Below are 19850 nucleotides of genomic sequence, written 5' to 3' on the forward strand. Positions count from 1 at the left end.
AAGGAAAATACGGCGCGATCCGCGCCATCTGCTGTTCGCTCAGCAAAAACAAATCACTCATAATAGCCTCCTGCCAGAGGCCATGAATCACAACTTATTCCAAATTAATAGGTCCTGAGCCTAGAGTTTGTCAGGGAAAAGTGGGAACCGGTTTTCCCGAAAAGACAAACGAAAACAAAAGAATTTAGAGCATTCCAGCCGAAGCGTTGCCGCTTCGGCGCCTGATTGCGATAAGACTGGAGCCTAGACGGGTCGGCGGTAGCCCGTCGGCTGCTGGTAGAGATAGCCGGTGCGCTCGATGGCGGCGGCCAGCGGCTCGCGGGCGACGCTCATCGTGTGGCCATTGGCGTGGATGATGGTCGTCTCGTCCTCCATGATCGCCACATGGCCCTTCCAGAAGACGAGATCGCCGCGGCGCAGTTCTTCGCGTTCGATGGGCGTGCCGAGGCCGGCGGCCTGCATGTCGGAATCGCGCGGCGCGCGCCGCCCGGTCATCATCATGGAAAGCTGCACCAGCGCCGAGCAATCGAGCCCGAAGCCGGAACGGCCGCCCCAGAGATAGGGCGTTTCTAGAAAACGGCCGGCAAGCGCCACATAGTCGTCGCCCGCCGCTCCGCCGACAGGCAGGCAGTGGCTGGCGATGACGGACTGACCGCCTTCCAGCGTGACGTAGCGCGTGCCCCGTGTCTCGCTCTCGCCGACGACGGTCAGGCGGCTGCCGATGGACAGGGCGAAGGCCGTGGGCGTGCGCAGGTCCGCGCCGGTATAGGCGAAGCTGCGCGGCACGGCGACGACATGGGTCGCGGGCGCGCCCGGGGCGACAAGCGCCGTTTCCTGGAGATAGCCGACATAGCCGTCGAAATCGGATTTCACCCAGGCCCAGCCGTCCGCCCGGTCGAGCACATGCACGCCCTCGCCGAACAGCAGTTGCGTGTCGATGCCGGCGCCCGCATCCGGCCGGGGCCGCAGATCGGCGACGGGCACTGCGAGGCGTGCGGGCGTGCCCGTTACATAGCGCTCCGCCGGAACGGTGCCCTCCAGGGCCCTCTCTGCAAGGTCGGGGCGAAAGGCATTGAGGCGGCGGTCTGGCAGGGCGTTCATGGTGTTTTCCGGGATGTCACGGCTTCTGGGCGCGGGCCTTTGCGATGATAACATCGCCAAGGCGTTCGAGATAGAGCGCGCCCTCCACGGTGCGCTTGATGACGACGTTGCGGCGGTCCCGCTCGTCGCGCAGGCGGGTGACGAGACCCTGCTCGCCCATCGTGTCGAGCGCCCGGGTGATGACGGGTTTGGTGACACCGAGCTTGGCGGCAAGCCCGCGCACCGTATGGGGCGGCGGCACGAGGTAGATCTCGAGCAGGATGGCGAGCTGGCGGAGCGTCAGGTCGCGTCCGTCCTCGCGCACCTGGTCCAGCGTGACCTCACGCCAGAGGCCGAGGGCCTGCGATGGGCTCAAATCTACCGGCACGGCGCCTCCGGGCTTTGCGTGATAATCGTTACGCTACCGTATCAAACACCCGAAGGAAAGCTTACGCCGTCGCATGGCGCAGATGATGGTAAAGCGCGCGGATCGCCTGGGCCTCGCCGCCGACGGGCGAATGCGGCCGCTCGGCCTGCGCCCAGGCATAGATGTCGAAATGTGCCCAGCGCTTGTTGCGCGTCACGAAGCGCTTGAGGAACAGGGCCGCGGTGATCGAACCCGCCATGCCGCCCGCCGGCGCATTGGTAAGGTCGGCGATGCGGGCGGACACGTCCTTGTCGTAGCCCATATAGAGCGGCATGCGCCACATGGGGTCGTCGACGGCAAGGCTCGCCTCGGTAAGATCGTGCGCGAGATCATCGTCATCGGTGAAGAACGGCGGCAGGTCCGGGCCGAGCGCGACGCGGGCAGCGCCCGTCAGCGTCGCCATGTCAACGATAAGGTCGGCATCCTCCTCGTCCGCATAGGCGAGCGCGTCGGCGAGAATCAGGCGTCCTTCGGCATCCGTATTGTCGATCTGCACCGTCAGGCCCTTGCGGCTCCTGTAGATGTCGCCCGGGCGGAAGGCATTGGCCGAGATGGAATTCTCGACGACCGGCAGCAGCACGCGCAGGTCCACCTTGAGCTTGGCATCCATGATCATCAGGGCAAGGCCCATGACATTCGCCGCCCCGCCCATGTCCTTCTTCATGAGAAGCATCGAGGCAGAAGGCTTGATGTCGAGGCCGCCCGTATCGAAGCAGACGCCCTTGCCGACAAGCGTCACGCGCTTGTGGCCCTTCTTGCCCCAGGTGAGCTCCAGAAGGCGCGGCGCCTGCGCGGAGGCGCGGCCGACCGTGTGGATGAGCGGGAAGTTCTCTTTCAGGAGATCGTCGCCGGTGATGACCGAGACCTTGGCCTTGTAGTGTTCGCCGAGCGCACGGAATACGTCTTCCAGCGCTTCCGGCCCCATGTCGTTGGTGGGCGTGTTGACGAGATCGCGGGCAAGGAACACGCCGGCGAGCTGGCGCTTGATGTCGGTGGCGTCGGCATCGCTCGGGATGAGCAACGTCGGCGCCTCGGAGGCCGAAGCCTTGTAGCGCTCGAAGCGGTAACTGCCGAGACCGTAGCCGAGCGCCAGCCGATTCGCCGTCAGCGGCGCCGTCTCGATGTGCCAGTCGCCCGCCGGCAGCGTGCGCGCCAGCTTACCGGTCAGGAAAGGCGCATCCGACGGGTTCTTTCCGAGGCCGAACAGCGCGCCGCCGAGATGGCCGTCCGCCGTCGGCACCATCAGCAGCCCGCCCGCTTCCGCCTTGAAGCCGGCCTTTCGTGCCCAGTCGAGCGCGATCGGATCGATGGTTCCCGTCTCGATATGCGCCGGCGTGATCGCGAAGATCGGCAGGGTCTTGCCATTCTTCGTATTGAAGGGAGAGGGCCGTTCGATGAACTGGAAGGGGGCCATGGCGGAACCTTTGGGAGAGAGCCTCGGAATCAGGCAATTAACACTCTGTTAGGGTTAACAGATTATTGCTGGAGTGGAGATTGCGGCGTGATTCTTGACCGCCGCGGATGCGAAAACGCTTCGGGGATCGATCATGGCTGCCAGCCCACTGTCACTTCGCTCGACGCTCCTGAGGGGCGCGGCACTCCTGGCCATCGCCATGGCGGTGGCGGGCTGCGCCGGCAAGAGCAACATGACCACGGGCTCCATCGCCAAATCCTCCAAGCCGGTCGGCGAGATGAACGCCAACGAGCTGCGCGGCGCGGCTGACAGCATCGGCCAGGCCTATGAGAAGAACCCACGGGATCCGCAGGTCGGCATGAACTATGCCACGGTTCTGCGCATGAACGGGCGCAACGACCAGGCGCTCGCCGTGATGCAGCAGGTCGCCATCAGCAACCCCAACAACCGCGACGTGCTCGCCGCCTACGGCAAGGCGCAGGCCGCCGCCGGCCAGCTCGAGCAGGCGCTGAACACCATCCTGCGCGCCCAGACGCCGGACAGGCCGGACTGGAGGCTGAAATCCGCCGAAGGCGCGATCCTCGACCAGCTCGGCCGCTCCAGCGACGCGCGCCTCCGCTACCGGCAGGCGCTCGACCTCCAGCCGAACGAGCCTTCGATCCTCTCCAATCTCGGCATGTCCTATGTGCTCGCCCGCGACCTGAAGACGGCGGAAACCTACCTGCGCTCGGCCGCCAGCCAGCCCGGCGCCGACAGCAGCGTGCGCCAGAATCTCGCGCTCGCCGTCGGCCTGCAGGGCCGCTTCCAGGAGGCCGAGACCATCGCCCGCCAGGAACTGACCGCCGAGCAGGCCGAAGCCAACGTTGCCTATCTGCGTTCCATGCTGGCCCAGCAGAACGCCTGGAAGAAGCTTGCGGCCGACGATAGCGGCAACACCAACTGACCCCCGGCATCCCTTTCCCAAGCGTCCCTCCCAAGACGCCAACGCCCTGGCCGACAACATCGACCGGGGCGTTTTCTTTTGGCGCTCGGCGTTCGATCAGAACGTATCGGCGACCTGGATGCCGGCGGGACCGAGGATGACGGCGATCAGCACCGGCAGGAAGAAGAGGATCATCGGCACGGTCAGCTTGGGCGGCAGGGCGGCCGCCTTCTTTTCCGCCTCGTTCATGCGCTGGTCGCGGCATTCCTGCGCCAGCACGCGCAGCGCCTGGGCGAGCGGCGTGCCGTAGCGCTCGGCCTGGATGAGCGCCTGCATCACCGAGCGCACCGTATCGAGCCCGATGCGCGATCCAAGGTTTTCATAGGCCTGCCGGCGTTCCTGCAGGAAGGAGAGTTCCGCAGTGGTGAGCACCAGTTCCTCGGCAAGCTCCGAGGAGGCCATGGCGATTTCGTCCGCCACGCGCTTGAAGGCGACTTCGATGGAAATACCCGATTCCACGCAGATCAGCATGAGGTCGAGCGCATCCGGCCAGGCCCGCCGGATCGACTTCTGCCGCTTGTTCACCTGGTTGGAGATGAAGATGTTGGGCGCGTAGAAGCCGAGATAGGCGGCCGCGATGGTCGCGAGGATGCGCATCGGCAGCGGCTTGTCGCCGAGGAAACCGAGATAGAAGATGTAGAAGGCGGCGATCGCCATGAACACGAAGGGCAGGACGAAGCGGGCGAACAGGAAGATGTTCAGCGCGTTCTGCGAACGGTGGCCGGCCTGCCGCAGCCGGTTCATCGTGTTGGCGTCGACCAGCGCCTCGCGCAGGTTCAACCGGTCGACGACCTGGCGGACGGAGGTGTTGTGCTGGGCGCGGAGCGAGGCCTTGCTCTGCACGGCTTCGGCATTGAGACGGGCGCGTTCGCGCGCGCGCATCTGCTCGCGCTCCAGCGCCACGGCCTTCATGCGCTTGTCGAGATCGCCGCGGTCGAAATAGGGCGCCGCCAGCGTATAGAAGGTCGCCAGCACCGCGATCATGACGAAGGCCGGAAGCAGGATGGCGGGATCGGTAAGCATGGCGACCATGTTGCGCTCCCTAGATGTCGAAGTTGATCATGTTGCGCATCACGACGATGCCGATGGACATCCATATCGCTGAAGCGCCGAGAATGAGATGGCCGCGCGAATCCTGGAACAGGACGCTTATATATTCCGGCGACGTCAGGTAGACGAGCAGCGCCACGATGAACGGCAGGGCGCCGATGATGCAGGCGGAGGCCTTGGCTTCCATCGACAGCGCATTGACCTTGGCGCGCATCTTGCGGCGCTCGCGCAGCACGCGGGAGAGGTTGCCGAGCGCTTCCGACAGGTTGCCGCCCGCCTGGCTCTGGATGGCGATGACGATGGAGAAGAAGTTGACCTCCTGCAGCGGAATGTTGGTGAACATGCGCGCGCAGGCTTCAGGAACGCTGAGGCCGACCTGCTGGGATTCGACCACCTTGCGGAATTCCGTCTTCACCGGGTCCTGCCCTTCGGCGGCGATCAGCCGGAGCGCGTCGGTCAGCGGCAGGCCCGACTTGATGGAGCGCACCATGACGTCGAGCGAATTCGGGAACTCCTCGAGAAACTTGTTCAGGCGGCGCTTGATGAGGAAGCCGACGAACCAGCGCGGCAGGCCGGCGCCGGTGATGAAGGCAACGCCCAGAGCGATCAGCAGTCCGCCGCCGCCGATGAGGGTCAGCACGAAGGCGAAGAGGCCGAAGATCGCGCTGAAGACGTAGAATTTCGCCGGGGTGATCGACAGGCCCGCCTGGATGAGCCGCGCCTTCAGGGTGGTGGCGATGCGCCGGGTCTGTTCCTGCTGCTTCTTTTCGAGGTCCTTCAGGGAATCCTGCACCGACTTGCGGCGCTTGGACAATTCCTGCATGCGATCGCGCGCAGCCTTGGCCTTGCCCTGATCGGTCTCGGCGGCCTGCACGCGGCGTACGCGGCTTTCCGCCTTCTTCTGCGCCTCGATGCGCGAGAAGAGCACGCCATAGGCAAGGCCGGCGGTGGAAAGCGCCGCCAGCGCGAAGATCGCCACAAGGTTGATATCCAGTCCGAACATCCGCGCTCCGCCCGCCCCTTACGGCTTCTCCATCGCGTCGAGCGTTGCCGCCAGGCGCTTGTCCTCGTTGAAATAGCGGGCGCGATCCCAGAAATGCGGCTTGCCGATGCCGGTACCCGTATGTTTGCCGATGAGGCGGCCGTTGGCGTCCTCGCCCTGGATCTCGAAGCGCATCAGGTCCTGGGTGACGATGACGTCGCCTTCCATGCCGATCACCTCGGTGATGTGGGTGATCCGGCGTGAACCGTCGCGCAGGCGCGTCGCCTGGATGATGACGTCGATGGAGCCGGCGATGATCTCGCGAACGGTCTTGGCCGGCAGCGTGAAGCCGCCCATGGCGATCATCGATTCCATACGGGAAAGGCATTCGCGCGGCGTATTGGCGTGGATCGTGCCCATCGAGCCGTCGTGGCCGGTGTTCATCGCCTGAAGAAGGTCGAAGACCTCCGGTCCGCGCACTTCGCCGACGATGATGCGTTCGGGACGCATGCGCAGGCAGTTCTTGATGAGGTCGCGCATGGTGATCTCACCCTCGCCCTCGATGTTCGGCGGGCGGGTTTCGAGGCGCACGACATGCGGCTGCTGCAGCTGGAGTTCGGCCGAGTCCTCGCAGGTGATGACGCGCTCGTCGGTATCGATGTAGCGCGTCAGGCAGTTGAGCAGCGTCGTCTTGCCCGAACCGGTACCGCCGGAGATGACGAGATTGCAGCGCACGCGGCCGATGATCTGCAGCAGCGTCGCGCCTTCCGGCGTGATCGAACCGAAACGGACGAGCTGGTCGAGCGTCAGCTTGTCCTTCTTGAACTTGCGGATGGTGAGCGCGGTGCCGTCGATGGCGAGCGGTGGGGCGATGACGTTGACGCGCGAACCGTCGGGCAGGCGCGCGTCGCAGATCGGGCTCGATTCGTCGACGCGGCGGCCGACCTGGCTGACGATGCGCTGGCAGATCGACAGAAGCTGGGCATTGTCGCGGAAGCGGATTTCCGATTCCTGCACCTTGCCGCCCACTTCGATATAGGTCTTGCCGGCGCCGTTCACCATGATGTCGGCAATGTCGTCGCGCGCAAGAAGCGGCTCGAGCGGGCCGTAGCCGAGAACGTCGTTGCAGATGTCGTCGAGCAGTTCTTCCTGCTCCGAGATCGACATCGCGAAGTTCTTGATCGTGATGATGTCGTTGACGATGTCGCGGATTTCCTCGCGCGCGCTCTCGGTGTCGAGCTTGGCGAGCTGCGACAGGTCGATCGTGTCGATAAGCGCGGAGAAGACCTGGCTCTTGGTGTCGTAATAGTCCTCGGTGCGGGCCACGCGGCGGCGCGCCGTGGCCGGGGCGGCGGCGGCAACCGGCGGGGGGGCAGGCTCTAAAACGGGCTGCGAGGGCGCGGCGGCCGCCGGCCGCTCCGCCGTCACGGTCGTGGTGGCCACGGGTGCGGCATGGGCCGTCTGGCCCGCCCCGCCGCTCTTGCCGAAACCTTCATTGCCACGTCTGCCGAACATGCCACATCATCCAGTCTGTTGCGCCGCCTCAAGGCGGCCTACTTGCGGCCTACTTGCGGCCGAGGAGGCCCAGCATCTTGCCGAGCCCGGCCTTCTTGGGTTTCTTCACCGTCGCGCGGCCCGTCACCAGATGGGCGATCTGCGAGAAGGTCTCGGCAGTCGGCGACTTGCGGTCCATCTCGGCGATCATGCGGCCACTGTTGGACGCCGTGCCGAAGAGCTGCGCATCGAAGGGAATGACTGCGACCGGCTCGATGCCGAGCGGTTCGCAGAAATCGTTGGGCGCGATTTCCGGGCGCTTCGGCAGGCCGACCTGGTTGAGAATGAGATGCGGCGGCTTGTCGTTGGGCCGCAGCTTCTTCAACGCGTCGAGCATGTTCTTCGCATTGCGCAGGTTCGCAAGGTCCGGCACCGCCGTGATGACGAGTTCATCCACCTCGGACAGCAGCGTGCGCGTCCATTCCGACCAGGCATGCGGAACGTCCAGCACCGTCACCGGCGCGCTGCGCTGGAGCACTTCGAGGACCGGCTGGAAGGACCCGCGCTCGAGATCGTAGGCGCGGTCGAGCATGGAGGGCGCCGCAAGCAGCGACAGATGGTCGGAGCACTTGGTCAGCAGGCGATCGAGGAAGACTTCGTCCAGCCGCTCCGGCGCATAGATCGCCTCGGAAATACCCTGCGGCGGATCCTGGTCGAAGTCGATGTTCGCCGTACCATAGGGCAGGTCGAGGTCGGCGAGGATCACCTCGGTCTGGAACAGGTTGGAAATGTCGAAGGCGCAGTTATGCGCGATGGTCGAGGAGCCCGAACCACCCTTGGCGCCGATGAAGGCGACGGTGCGGCCGAGCGGCTCCGCCTCCGGATCGATGAAGATCGCCGCCATGGCGTTCAGCACCTCGGCCATGCCGACGGGGCCGACCATATATTCGGAGATGCCGTTGCGGATCAGCTCGCGATACAGCGGAATGTCGTTGTAGCGCCCGACGATGATGACCTTGGTGGAGGGATCGCACACCTCGGCGAGCGGGGCCAGCTCCTCCATGATGCCGCGCGGCTCGGTCTCCGTCTCGAGGATCAGGAGGTTGGGCGTCGGCGCGGAGGCGAACATGTTGGCGGCCGCCGTGATGCTCGCACTGGAAATGCGGAGGCTCACCTTGGCCAGACGCCGGTCCTGCCCGCACCGCTCCATGGTGCGCAGCATCGCCTCGCTCGCGCAGAAGGCGTGAACGGAGATGCGTGGCAGGGGGCGCACGGACTCGATATCCGTCGGGCGGACGGTTTCGTCCGCCTGATCCTGCATGGCCTCGTTCTTGAAGTCGTAGTCGACCGTGCTCATGGCTTTACCGCGCCCGGCTGGAGGAAAGGTGGGAGATCAATCGTTCATCTCCTTCAGTTCGGTATAGGCGCCGCGGTAGCGCTTGAGCGCTTCGCCGCGTTGCGTCGCATCCGCCGGGGTCATGCGGCGGGGACCGAGAAGGTCGTTCGGATCGGCGATCTGGGCGGCAAGGTTGTTCTGCGTCGCACAGCCGAAATTGTGATAGTTCCGGTTCTCGTAGGTGTTCACCACCAGATCTTCCGGCCACTGGCCGCAGGCCGGCGTGGACGCGGTGATGGCGAAATAGGCAAGACGGATCGGGGCGGCCTCCGCCGGATCGCCGGCGGAATAGCTTTCCATCATCACCTTGCGCGCGGGAATGCCGTACTGCGCGAGCAGCTTGCGGATCTGTCGGCCTGCCACCATTGCCGCTGCATCATTGCGCGCGCCGCGCGGCAGGATGATGCGGAACATGCCGGACGAGGCCCCGGAATAGTCGCCGACAAAACCCGCGATCACTTCGCTCTGGCCGCGCGTCAACTGCGTCGCGCCGGTAGCGATCGGAATGTCGATCGTGCGCTCCTGTTCGCCGACGATGATCGGATGGCGCGTACGGTAGTCGTCCGGCAGCGAACCCGTCGTCGTGCGGTCGGCATTGGCGCAGCCGGAGGCGACCGCGACGAGTGCCGCCATGGCCAGGAGCGCAACGCTGCGAGCGGTCTTGCGGGTGGAATGCATTTCGTTTGCCATTGGCTGGGTCCGTCCCTTCGTCACGTCGCACCCGATCACTTGTAGATGAACCCGACGCTGCCTTCGTAGCGCTGAGCGGGCAGCGCGTTCTTCCGGCCATAGATCTGGTTCACCTGGCCGAGGAAGACGCTTGCGGCGTCGTTGGCCGGATTGAAATTGTCGTCCGGCCGCGCCAGCGCGTTGCGGCCCACCGGTTTCACGAGATAGGGCGTGGCAATGATCACCAGTTCCGTCTCGTTGCGCTCGATGGTCTTCTGGCGGAAGAGCGCGCCGAGCACCGGAACCTTCGAGGCGACCGGCGTGCCCGACATGGTCTGCTGCACGTCATCGCGGATGAGGCCGGCCAGCGCGATGGAACCGCCGGAGGGCAGCTCGACCACGGTTTCCGCGTCGCGGCGGCGATATTCAGCACCGCCCGTCGCGGAATCCACCGGTTCCGACACCTTCGTCTGGATGCGCAGGCCGATGCGGCCCGAAGAGAGCACAGTCGGCGTGAAGCCGAGCGAGATGCCGTACTGGAAGCGCTCGATCTGAACGTCGCCGTTGCCGTCGCGCACGGAGTAGAGCCGCTCGCCACCGGAATTGAACGTCGCCGACTGACCGGAAACCGCCGTCAGCGTGGGTTCGGCCAGCGTGCGGATGGCCTTTGCCTGCTCGAGCGCGCTCAGAACCGCCTCGATGCCGAGCTTGCCGACATTGCCCGCGATCGTGCCGGTCAGGCCGGTGGACGCGGCATTGAAGGTCAGAACGTCGAGATTGGAACCGGAGCCGCCGGCGACGCGGCTGAACGTGTTGTCGAAGCCGAGCTGCTTCAGCACCTCGCGGCGGATTTCCGCCACGGTCACCTTCAGCGTGACCTGGTCCTCGCCCTCGATCTGCAGCATGTTGACGACCTGCGAGCGCTGGCGCCCTTCGCCGTAGATGGCCGCGTCGCCGTTGTTGCCCTGCGAGACCACGGTGCGCGTGGTCGCTTCACCGCCCTTAAGGAAGATTTCCGCAAGATTCACCGCCTGGGTGGCATCCTGCGGCGTGCGTACGGAGCCACTCAGCACGATGTTGTCCGAGATGATCTCGACCTGAATATCGGAATCGGGAATGAAACGGCGCAGGTTCGTTTCGAGGCCGCTGACATCGCGCTCGACATTGAGGTCGATGCTGACGATCTCCTCGCCGCCCGGACCGAAAACGAAGATGTTGGTCTGGCCGACTTCCTTGCCGAAGAGATAGATGCGGCGCGAGGTGCGCGTCACGGCATCCGCCTTCACCGGATCGGCGACGAGGATGTCATGGGCATCGGTCGGCAGATCGATCACGATCGCCTTGTTGAGGCCGAGCCTGACGGACTTGCGCGCGCCTGGGCCGCTTTCCTGAATGCGGATGACCGAGGACGACGCCTTAGCAGCGATGCCGGTGACGAAAGCCTCGGGCACGCCGGCAACGGCCAGGCAAAAGCTGATACCGCCGGCGACAGAAGCCCGAAAAGTCTTTGCAATTCCAAACACGGGTCAGCTCCTGGTCATTGCTGTGGTACGGCAGCAGCGCTCGTGCCGTTGACGATTGTACCGGTCTTGATCACCTGAACCTGCGGGCGGCCATCGCCACCGGACAGCAGATAATCGGCTGCACTCGTATCCGGCTCCTGGGCGTCGGCGACGGACCGCAGCGCCAGCGACAGGCGCTCGGCCATCTGCTGGGCGACCGCGATCACCTTGGTCTGGTCGGGCGTCAGTTCCAGCGTGGCTGTGGTGCCGATCGTCGCTTTCGATCCGTCCGGATTTTCCTGGATCTGCTGGTCGATGGCCAGAACGCGAACGTTGGAGAGCACGTTCTCGGTCAGGTAGGCGCCGGCTTCGCCCTTGCGAACCATGATGACGTCGACGCGGTCGTTCGGCAGGATGAAGCCGCCGGCGCCCGTCGCGACCGAGATCTCCGTCGCAACGGCCCGCTTACCGGAGGGCAGCAGCGAGGACATGATGCGGTTGGACGAATCGGCGATCTTCTCCTGACGGATCGGCTCGCCGTTGAAGATCGGCATGCGGGCGATGGCGCCGTTCAGCGTTTCCATCGCGTCCGGACGATTCTGGTCGGTGATGAAGCCTTCGACGATGGACCCTTCCGGCCAGGCGGCCCAGGCGATCGCTTCCGGGGTGAGCCGCGCGCCGACCGGCAGGCTTTCCTTGGCCACGAGCACGTTGATGGTGGGCTCACGCTCCACGACGGTCTGGGTCTCAACCACCGACGTGCCACCGCCTTGGGCGATCTGCAGGGCTAGAAACCCTGCCACGCCCGCCGAGACGACGGCCACTGCCAGAATGATGATTCGCGCCGGTTTCATGTGGTTTCCCTGAGCTGCGGAGTCTCCTATCCGCCCACATTGACCGGCAATGGTGTAATTATGGTTAATTCCTGCCTTACGAACATGGTTAACCGCCGGTTGACGACGGCATGCCCGGACATGGCTTTACCGCCGGCTGTTCGACCGGCGGTCCCGATTCATTTTTTAAAGTGAGTATCAGCCGCCGAACGCGGCAAGCATCAGCGGCGAGGACGGGTAGGCCATGAAGGCGGCGATGCCGATGGCGACGCCATAGGGCACCTTCTTGGCCGTCATCAGATGCGCGGGCACGGGCAGGCCACTGGCCAGGATCGTATTGGTATGCGCGCGCAGGGCAAGGATGCCCATGGTCAGGATCCCGCCGATGAACGACACGTAGATCAGGAATTCAAAGAGTGACAGCGTCATGCCGAACCAGACGGCGCTCGCGGTCAGAAGCTTGGCATCGCCGCCGCCCATGACGTTCAGGGCGAAGAGCGCGAAACAGGCGGAAAAGACGGCAAGACCGGCCGCGGCATGCATGGCGATGTCGGTCAGGCCAAGGCCGGCAAGCGGCGCCACCACGAAGAACGAGGCCAAAAGGATCGCCGAAACCCGGTTGGGAATGAGCATCGTCAGGAAATCGGAACAGGCTGCGACCGCAAGGCAGAGCGGAAAGACCACGAAGATGATGGCTTGGGTCACGGCAACCTTCCTTCGGCGCAGCAGCGCCTCACCTTGCCGCGGACGCGGCAGGAACAGGAAAGCCGCCTCCTCGGGCGGCTTTCTCGCTTATGCAGACGGACTTAGTAGCCGGTAGACTGCGTCTGGGCGCTCGTCATCTTCGCGGAGATGTTGCGGAACGTGTTGTTCAGCGTACCGCCGAGCGACGTTGCGCCGGTGATGAGGGCGACGGAAATCAGAGCGGCGATCAGGCCGTATTCGATGGCGGTTGCGCCAGATTCGTCCTTCATAAGGCGGGCGAAAATCTTGGTCATGGTATTCTCCTAGCTCCACGATGTTGGTTCAGCACGTCCGCCAACTGTTTCCGTTGTTCGGATGCTTGCAACCTACAGGCCCGCCATTTCCATCGGCTTAAGGAATTCGGTTAACCAAACCCTAACGGGTCACTACCGGATCTATGGTTACCCGTTCCTTAAATGCAGGGCCGACGGCCGTTTCTCCGCGTTTCCGCCAATCCCCTTCCCTTAAGCCGGTAACAAAGGTGGAAACCGAAACGAGAATGCCCGCCATCCGCTTAAAGCTTCATTCACCATTCCCGGCGATGCTATCCGTGTTTATTTGCCGGGATGACTGTTTATGGGACGCGACTGGACCATCGCCTTGAATGCGACGAAGCTTGCGACGGCCGCCTTTGTGCTGTTGTCGACGGCCACGAGCGCTTTTGCCGAAGATGAGTTCCTGCGCGTCTATATGGACCATGCCCGCGTGCTGCGGCTCGACCGGCCCGTCAGCAAGGTGATCGTCGGCAATGCGGCCGTTGCCGACGCCACGGTCGCCGATGCCCAAACGATCGTGCTGACCGGCCGCAACTTCGGTACAACCAATCTCGTCCTGCTCGATGCAGACGGCAATGCCATTGTCGACGAGCGCATCCTCGTGTCGATCGACGAGGGAAATACGGTGCGCGTTTTCCGGCAGACGGAGCGTTCGGTGCTCTCCTGCACGCCCAATTGCGAGGAACACGCCTCCAAGACCGGCAACGGCGGCTGACGCGGCGTTCTCCTTCGGGCGTGCGAATTCGGGAAGCCCTTCAAATTCTTGGGGTCCTGCACACGAAATATAAACGGTCCGCCGCCTATTCTTGCCGCCTCAAGGACTTGGGAACGGATCGCGATGTCGTTCGATCATGATGCAACCACCCCGCAGCGGCCTGCAAAGGGTATTTTTCGTCGTCTTCTCGTGCGGCGCGACGGCGCGACGGCCATCGAATTCGCGATCCTTGCCATTCCCTTCTTCATGATCACCTTCGCCTCGATCGAGACCTTCACGGCCTTCATGGGCGAACAGGTCCTGGCGAACGCCACCGAGACGATGGCCCGCAAGATCCGCACTGGCGAGGCCGCCGGTTGGACGAAAGACCAGTTCCGCACCGCCTTCTGTCAGGAAATCAAGATTCTGATGCCGTGCTCGGCAACCGAGGTCGCCACGCCAGCCAAGCTGTTCATCGACGTGCGCAGTTTCACGTCTTACGCCAGCATTCCGAGCGCCGTTCCGATCGTCGATTCGGATCTCGACACCACGAATTTTGCGTTCAACCCAGGCAAGCAGAAGTCGATCAATATCGTGCGCGCCTACTATCGCTGGGATATCGTGACCGACCTGGTGCGTCCGATGCTGTCCAACGTCAAGACGAAGAATGGCAGCAAGCAGAACTACCTGATGGTTTCGACCGCTGTGGTCCAGAACGAGGACTATCCGTGATGGAAGCGCGCAACGTCTCCGCAGGAGCGGAAAAACCAGGACGCGGCGGTCTGCTCATGCCGTTGCGCCGTCTTCTTCGCGACAGGCGCGGCGTCGGCGCGGTCGAATTCGCGATCGTCGCGCCGCTGATGATCATGACCTATATCGGCGCCTTCGAGATTTCCGTCGCCGTAACCATGTCGCGCAAGGTCAGCCGCGCATCCAGCACCGTTTCCGACCTTCTGACGCGAAACGAAACCATCAATGCGGCAACGCTCGCCTCGATGGCCGATGTGACCAAGAACGTCGTAGCGCCCTTCTCGCAGAACGGCTACACGCTGAAGATCACCGGCATTGCGGTGGACACCACCGGCAAGGCAACCGTCGCCTGGTCCTATGGCGGGGGAGGCAATGCGGCTTACGCCAAGGGCGCCACGGTCACGAATCTGCCCAAGGAGATGGACGCCACGAAGACCTTCGTCGTCCGTACGGAATACACCGTGCCGCACAAGATTCTCCTGATGGCCCCGGGTCTTTCCTCCAGCGTCACCACGCTTCCTCTCTCGCGCACGAGTTACTTCCGCCAGCGCTCGGGCGAAGGGATCACCTGCGGCGACTGCTGACGCGACTGCCCGATTTCGCTTGAACCTCTCGCCGCGCCCGTGGCATGTCACGATAATGCGGGCAGACGGCAGGTGACTCATGGCGCGAGCCTTTCTCTTCGTTCTTGATTCCTTCGGCATTGGCGGCGGACCGGATGCGGCCGCCTTCGGCGATCTCGGTGCGGATACGCTCGGCCATATCGCCGAGTTCTGCGCGGCAGGCGCAGGCGACAGGGCGGGATTGAGGCAAGGGCCGCTGAAGCTGCCCAACATGTCTGCCCTCGGCCTTCTGCATGCCGCGCGCGCGGCAACCGGCCGCTTTCCCCAAGGCATGGACGTGCCACAGCGCGTCTTCGGCTATCACGGTGCGGCAAGCGAGGTGTCCAACGGCAAGGACACGCCATCCGGCCACTGGGAGATCGCCGGCACGCCCGTCGCCTTCGACTGGGGCTATTTCCCCTCGGAGGGCGACGCCTTCGAGCCGGAACTGGTAGAGGCCATCTGCAGCGCCGGCAACGTGCCCGGCATCCTCGGCAACTGCCATGCGTCCGGCACGGATATCATCGCCCGGCATGGCCTGGAGCACATCCGCACCGGCAGGCCGATCTGCTACACTTCCTCCGACTCCGTCTTCCAGATCGCCGCCCATGAGGGGCATTTCGGCCTTGCCCGCCTGCTCGCCTTCTGCGAGACCGTGCGGAAGATCCTCGACGAACGCCCCGGCGGGCGGATCGGCCGCGTCATCGCGCGACCCTTCGTCGGCGAGACGCCCGAGACCTTCGAGCGCACCGGCAACCGCCGCGACTATTCCGTCCTGCCGCCCGAGCCGACGCTGCTCGACCGGCTGACGGAAGCGGGGCGCACGGTGCATGCCGTCGGCAAGATCGGCGACATCTTCGCCCATCAGGGCATCGGGCGGCTCAGCAAGGCGAACGGCAACATGGCGCTCTTCGACGCCACGCTGCGCGTGATGGACGAAGCCAAGGACGGCGACCTCGTCTTCACCAATTTCGTCGATTTCGACATGCTCTACGGCCACCGGCGCGACGTGCCCGGCTATGCCGCCGCGCTGGAAGCCTTTGACCGGCGGCTGCCGGAAGTGGATCGCAAGCTGAAGCCCGGCGACATCGTCATCCTCACCGCCGACCACGGCTGCGACCCCACCTGGCGCGGTACCGACCATACCCGCGAGCGCGTGCCGATTCTCAGCTTCGGCCCCGGGCTGCGCTCGCGTCTCCTCGAAACCCGAAAGACCTTCGCCGATATCGGCGAAAGCATCGCCCGACATCTCGGCATCGCGCCGGGACCGCACGGAAGGAGCTTCCTGTGACGAACACCATGCCCAAGGCGGAACTGCATTGTCATATCGAGGGGGCGACGCCCCCTGCCCTCGCGCTCGCCCAGGCGGAGCGCTACGGCATCGACACGTCCGGCTTCATCAAGAACGGCGCCTATGCCTGGCAGGACTTCACCAGCTTCGTGCAGAGCTATGACGCCACCGCCAATCTCTTCCGCACGGAAGAGGACTATGCGCTGCTCGCCGAGACCTACCTGACCGAGATTGCCGAGGCGGGCGCGATCTACAGCGAGTTGATCGCCTCGCCCGACCAGGGCGATGCCGTCGGCATCGGCGCGGACGCCTATATGCGTGGCCTTGCCGAAGGCGCCGAACGCGCGAAGGCCCGAACCGGTATCGAGACGCGCCTCATCGTCGTCGGCATCCGCCATTTCGGGCCGGAGCGCGTCGTGAAGGCGGCGGAATATGCCGCACGGCGGCCGCATCCGCTGATCACGGGCTTCAATCTCGCCGGTGAGGAGCGCATGCACCGCGTCGCCGACTTCGTCCGCGCCTTCGATATCGCGCGCGATGCCGGCCTCGGCATCACCATCCATGCCGGCGAACTCTCGGGCGCCTTCAGCGTGCGCGATGCGCTGGACCATGTCCGCCCGTCGCGCATCAGCCATGGCGTGCGCGCCATCGAGGATGCGGACCTCGTCAAGCGGCTGGCCGACGAGGGCACCGTGCTGGAGGTCTGCCCCGGCTCGAACATCGCCCTCAGCGTCTTCCCGGATTTCGAGAGCCATCCGCTGCGGGCGCTGCATAAAGCCGGCGTGCGCGTCACGCTCAATTCCGACGACCCGCCCTTCTTCCACACCTCGCTCGCCCGCGAATACGAGATCGCCTCGACGGTCATGGGCTTCAGCGACGACGAGATCCGCGGCATGACGCGCACGGCCATCGAGGCGGCCTTCGTCGACGAACCGACGCGGCAAAAGCTGCTTTCCAGGCTCTAAAGCCGAAGCCGGTTGTGGGGATGTTGCCCGCGGCCGGCTCTCTTCTCTTGCGGGCAGCCGCCGTTCCGTGGAAAAAGGGGCGTTTACTCCATTTCGGAAGGTTGGCCATGGACGGCGTCACAGTCATCGATCACCCGCTCGTGCAGCACAAGCTGACCATCATGCGCAAGAAGGAAACCTCGACGGGCAGCTTCCGCCGCCTGCTGCGCGAAATCTCGACACTGCTCTGCTATGAGGTCACGCGCGATCTCGAGCTCACCACCGCCCGCATCGAGACACCGCTGGAAGAGATCGACGCCCCCGTCCTCGAAGGCAAGAAGCTGGTCTTCGCCTCCATCCTGCGCGCCGGCAACGGCCTGCTGGAGGGTATGCTGGAGCTGGTGCCGTCCGCCCGCGTCTCCCATATCGGCGTCTATCGCGACCACGAGACACTGGAAGCCGTCGAATATTTCTTCAAGGCCCCCGAGAGCATCGACGAGCGCCTCGTCATCGTCGTCGACCCGATGCTGGCGACCGGCAATTCGGCCATCGCGGCCATCGACACGCTGAAGGCTCGCGGCGCGACGAACATCCGCTTCCTCTGCCTGCTGGCCGCGCCCGAGGGCATCAAGAGTTTCCGTGCGCATCATCCCGATGTGCCGGTCTATACGGCGTCCATCGACCGCCAGCTCAACGAGAAGGGCTATATCGTGCCCGGCCTCGGCGATGCGGGCGACCGCATGTACGGCACGAAGTGACCGGTTAACCGGTTCTTTACCAAGCCGAGCAAAGACCGTGGAGAGGGGCGCCCAGGAGCGCCCCTTTTGCCGTCCGTTAGCCGAAGGCGTGTTATTTCGGGACAGATCCTCCCGGAGACCGTCTCATGTTCGTTCGCAGCCTTGTCCTCGTCGTCGGCACCGTCGTTGCCGCCGCCACCTTCGTGCCGGACCTTGCGACCCGCTATCTCGACACCGCCAAGGCACCGGAACTCAAGATCGAGAAGGCGTCCGTCCAGACCGGCCAGGATGCGGCACGTTATACCGGCAACCGCAGCGCGGTGATCGGCAGCGACGCGAACGGCCACTTCACCGGCGTCTTCGCGATCAACGGCCGCAAGGAAGAGGGCATGGTCGATACGGGGGCCAGCATGGTGGCGCTCAACGTTTCGACGGCGCAGCGCATCGGCATCGACAAGGCCGACCTCGATTTCCGCTACGCGGTCGAAACCGCCAACGGCAAGGCCCGCGCCGCCTATATCCGCCTCGACAAGATCGAGATCGGCCCGGTTCGGATCGAGAATGTCGGCGCCATGGTGCTCGACGACAAGGCCCTGTCGGGCACGCTGATCGGCATGAGCTTCCTCAAGGGCCTCACCTCCTACAAGGTGGAAGACGGCAAGCTGCACCTTACGCGCTGATGCGCGTCAGGATGTCGGGCGTCACGGCCGGCGCCTCGGAGGCAATCCGGTAGAGCGCGCCGAGCCGTTCCACGGCACGCGCCGCATCCGGCTCTGTTGCCGCATGCACGCGGCCGATTTCAGTCCCCTTATCCACCTTCGTGCCGAGCGGCAGCAGGCGGTCGAAACCGACGCGGTGGTCGATCGCATCGTCAGGCCGGCTGCGACCGCCACCGAGCTCGATGACCGCAAGGCCGATGCCGCGGGTATCGCAGGCGGCAAGATGCCCGCTCTCCGCCGCGAGGACCGGGCGGACGACGGGCGCAGCGGCCAGATAGGCTTCGGGCTTTTCCAGGAGATCGGCGGGTCCGCCGAGCGCATGCACCATGCGGCCGAACACATCGGCCGCCGCGCCGCTCGCCAGCACCCGCGCCGCCTTCGCCCCGGCGGCGGCAAGATCAGCCTCCAGCCCGGCCGATACCAGCATTTCCGCCGCGAAGGCGAGCACGATGCGCTCCAGCCGCGTTCCGGCCTTCTCGCCCCTCAGGAAGGCGATGCAATTGGCGATCTCGACGGCATTGCCGGCGGCATCCGCCAGCGGCTGGTTCATGTCGGTGATGAGCGCCGCCGTCCTGACCCCGGCCCCGTTGGCCACCTCGACCAGCGAGCGCGCCAGGGTCTCGGCTTCACTCGCATCGGCCATGAAGGCGCCGTTGCCGACCTTGACGTCCAGCACCAGCGACTGGAGGCCGGCGGCAAGCTTCTTGGAAAGAATGGAGGCGGTGATCAGCGGCACCGAATCGACCGTCGCCGTGACGTCGCGGATCGCGTAGACGCGCTTGTCGGCCGGCGCGAAGGCTGCGGTCTGGCCGATGATCGCACAACCGACGTCCCGCACCACGCGGCGGAAGAGATCGGCAGATGGCATGATCCCATAGCCGGGGATCGATTCCAGCTTGTCCAGCGTACCGCCGGTATGGCCGAGGCCGCGGCCGGAAATCATCGGCACCGCGAGGCCGCAGGCCGCGGCGATCGGCGCCAGCATCAGCGAGACATTGTCGCCGACGCCGCCGGTGGAATGTTTGTCGGCAATCGGCCGGCCGATGCCCGACCAGTCGAGCACATCGCCGGAATCGCGCATGGCGAGCGTCAGCGCCACGGTCTCGTCCCGCGCCATGCCGTTGAACCAGACCGCCATGGCGAAAGCCGCCACCTGCCCTTCGGAGACGCTACCGTCCGTGATGCCGGCGACGAAACGCGCGATCTCCTCACGGGAAAGCGCCTCGCCGTTCCGCTTGCGGCGGATCGTCTCCTGCGGCAGCACG

The 19850-nt window shown here is 64.8% G+C and carries 21 protein-coding genes; 8 read left to right on the plus strand and 13 right to left on the minus strand.

Translation table 11 applies throughout. The features are described from left to right. Nucleotides 1-243 precede the first annotated feature (243 nt). The 3 genes from V8U06_RS27845 to V8U06_RS27855 form a co-directional block, all read right to left on the minus strand. Nucleotides 244-1101: an NlpC/P60 family protein gene (locus V8U06_RS27845; RefSeq protein ID WP_427143446.1), complete on the minus strand. Its 858-nt coding sequence runs from the start codon at nucleotides 1099-1101 to the stop codon at nucleotides 244-246. Between the two features lie 16 nt (nucleotides 1102-1117). Further along, nucleotides 1118-1468, minus strand: coding sequence for a MarR family transcriptional regulator (locus V8U06_RS27850; RefSeq protein WP_427143447.1), 351 nt, complete (start codon nucleotides 1466-1468; stop codon nucleotides 1118-1120). Between the two features lie 61 nt (nucleotides 1469-1529). After that, nucleotides 1530-2921, minus strand: coding sequence for a leucyl aminopeptidase family protein (locus V8U06_RS27855; RefSeq protein ID WP_427143448.1), 1392 nt, complete (start codon nucleotides 2919-2921; stop codon nucleotides 1530-1532). A gap of 133 nt (nucleotides 2922-3054) precedes the next feature. Between V8U06_RS27855 and V8U06_RS27860 the strand changes: the two genes are divergently transcribed. Beyond that, nucleotides 3055-3864: a tetratricopeptide repeat protein gene (locus V8U06_RS27860; RefSeq protein ID WP_427143449.1), complete on the plus strand. Its 810-nt coding sequence runs from the start codon at nucleotides 3055-3057 to the stop codon at nucleotides 3862-3864. 96 nt (nucleotides 3865-3960) lie between these two features. Here V8U06_RS27860 and V8U06_RS27865 read toward each other — a convergent pair whose 3' ends face one another. The 9 genes from V8U06_RS27865 to V8U06_RS27905 all read right to left on the minus strand — a co-directional run bounded on the left by V8U06_RS27865 (nucleotide 3961) and on the right by V8U06_RS27905 (nucleotide 12827). Continuing rightward, nucleotides 3961-4935, minus strand: a complete 975-nt coding sequence (locus tag V8U06_RS27865) for a type II secretion system F family protein (RefSeq protein WP_427143450.1) — start codon at nucleotides 4933-4935, stop codon at nucleotides 3961-3963. 10 nt (nucleotides 4936-4945) lie between these two features. Next, complete coding sequence (locus V8U06_RS27870; RefSeq protein WP_427143451.1) at nucleotides 4946-5956, minus strand: type II secretion system F family protein; 1011 nt, start codon at nucleotides 5954-5956, stop codon at nucleotides 4946-4948. Nucleotides 5957-5974: 18 nt separating this feature from the next. Beyond that, nucleotides 5975-7450 carry a CpaF family protein gene (locus tag V8U06_RS27875; RefSeq protein WP_427143452.1) on the minus strand — a complete coding sequence of 492 codons (1476 nt, stop codon included), beginning with the start codon at nucleotides 7448-7450 and terminating at the stop codon, nucleotides 5975-5977. A gap of 49 nt (nucleotides 7451-7499) precedes the next feature. Beyond that, nucleotides 7500-8786, minus strand: coding sequence for an AAA family ATPase (locus tag V8U06_RS27880; protein ID WP_427143453.1), 1287 nt, complete (start codon nucleotides 8784-8786; stop codon nucleotides 7500-7502). Between the two features lie 36 nt (nucleotides 8787-8822). Next, the gene (locus V8U06_RS27885; RefSeq protein WP_427143454.1) at nucleotides 8823-9515 is read right to left on the minus strand and encodes a CpaD family pilus assembly protein; all 693 of its coding nucleotides are present in this window, start codon (nucleotides 9513-9515) and stop codon (nucleotides 8823-8825) included. Between the two features lie 35 nt (nucleotides 9516-9550). Continuing rightward, nucleotides 9551-11017: a type II and III secretion system protein family protein gene (locus V8U06_RS27890; protein WP_427143455.1), complete on the minus strand. Its 1467-nt coding sequence runs from the start codon at nucleotides 11015-11017 to the stop codon at nucleotides 9551-9553. A 14-nt stretch (nucleotides 11018-11031) separates the two neighbouring features. Beyond that, nucleotides 11032-11850, minus strand: a complete 819-nt coding sequence (gene cpaB / locus V8U06_RS27895) for a Flp pilus assembly protein CpaB (RefSeq protein WP_427143456.1) — start codon at nucleotides 11848-11850, stop codon at nucleotides 11032-11034. Nucleotides 11851-12027: 177 nt separating this feature from the next. Further along, nucleotides 12028-12534, minus strand: a complete 507-nt coding sequence (locus tag V8U06_RS27900; protein WP_427143457.1) for an A24 family peptidase — start codon at nucleotides 12532-12534, stop codon at nucleotides 12028-12030. 101 nt (nucleotides 12535-12635) lie between these two features. Then, nucleotides 12636-12827: a Flp family type IVb pilin gene (locus tag V8U06_RS27905; RefSeq protein WP_427143458.1), complete on the minus strand. Its 192-nt coding sequence runs from the start codon at nucleotides 12825-12827 to the stop codon at nucleotides 12636-12638. A 322-nt stretch (nucleotides 12828-13149) separates the two neighbouring features. Between V8U06_RS27905 and V8U06_RS27910 the strand changes: the two genes are divergently transcribed. The 7 genes from V8U06_RS27910 (at nucleotide 13150) to V8U06_RS27940 (ending at nucleotide 18546) form a co-directional block, all read left to right on the plus strand. After that, complete coding sequence (locus V8U06_RS27910) at nucleotides 13150-13563, plus strand: pilus assembly protein N-terminal domain-containing protein (RefSeq protein WP_427143459.1); 414 nt, start codon at nucleotides 13150-13152, stop codon at nucleotides 13561-13563. Between the two features lie 123 nt (nucleotides 13564-13686). Next, nucleotides 13687-14274, plus strand: a complete 588-nt coding sequence (locus V8U06_RS27915; protein ID WP_427143460.1) for a TadE/TadG family type IV pilus assembly protein — start codon at nucleotides 13687-13689, stop codon at nucleotides 14272-14274. Next, nucleotides 14274-14876, plus strand: a complete 603-nt coding sequence (locus tag V8U06_RS27920; RefSeq protein WP_427143461.1) for a TadE/TadG family type IV pilus assembly protein — start codon at nucleotides 14274-14276, stop codon at nucleotides 14874-14876. Before V8U06_RS27915 ends, V8U06_RS27920 begins: the two co-directional genes overlap by 1 nt. A gap of 79 nt (nucleotides 14877-14955) precedes the next feature. Then, the gene (locus V8U06_RS27925) at nucleotides 14956-16185 is read left to right on the plus strand and encodes a phosphopentomutase (protein ID WP_427143462.1); all 1230 of its coding nucleotides are present in this window, start codon (nucleotides 14956-14958) and stop codon (nucleotides 16183-16185) included. Nucleotides 16186-16193: 8 nt separating this feature from the next. Beyond that, nucleotides 16194-17150 (plus strand): adenosine deaminase, encoded by a 957-nt coding sequence (locus V8U06_RS27930; protein ID WP_427143470.1) that lies wholly within the window; start codon nucleotides 16194-16196, stop codon nucleotides 17148-17150. A 107-nt stretch (nucleotides 17151-17257) separates the two neighbouring features. Continuing rightward, nucleotides 17258-17887: a uracil phosphoribosyltransferase gene (gene upp / locus V8U06_RS27935; RefSeq protein WP_226920988.1), complete on the plus strand. Its 630-nt coding sequence runs from the start codon at nucleotides 17258-17260 to the stop codon at nucleotides 17885-17887. Nucleotides 17888-18012: 125 nt separating this feature from the next. Beyond that, nucleotides 18013-18546 (plus strand): TIGR02281 family clan AA aspartic protease, encoded by a 534-nt coding sequence (locus tag V8U06_RS27940; RefSeq protein ID WP_226920990.1) that lies wholly within the window; start codon nucleotides 18013-18015, stop codon nucleotides 18544-18546. Here V8U06_RS27940 and deoA read toward each other — a convergent pair. Next, a complete protein-coding gene (gene deoA / locus V8U06_RS27945) occupies nucleotides 18536-19849 on the minus strand; it encodes a thymidine phosphorylase (protein WP_427143463.1) in 1314 nt (437 codons plus the stop codon). The genes V8U06_RS27940 and deoA overlap by 11 nt on opposite strands. Nucleotide 19850: the final 1 nt, after the last annotated feature.

The organism is Shinella sp. G-2, assembly GCF_050172695.1.
Taxonomy (GTDB): Bacteria; Pseudomonadota; Alphaproteobacteria; order Rhizobiales; family Rhizobiaceae; genus Shinella.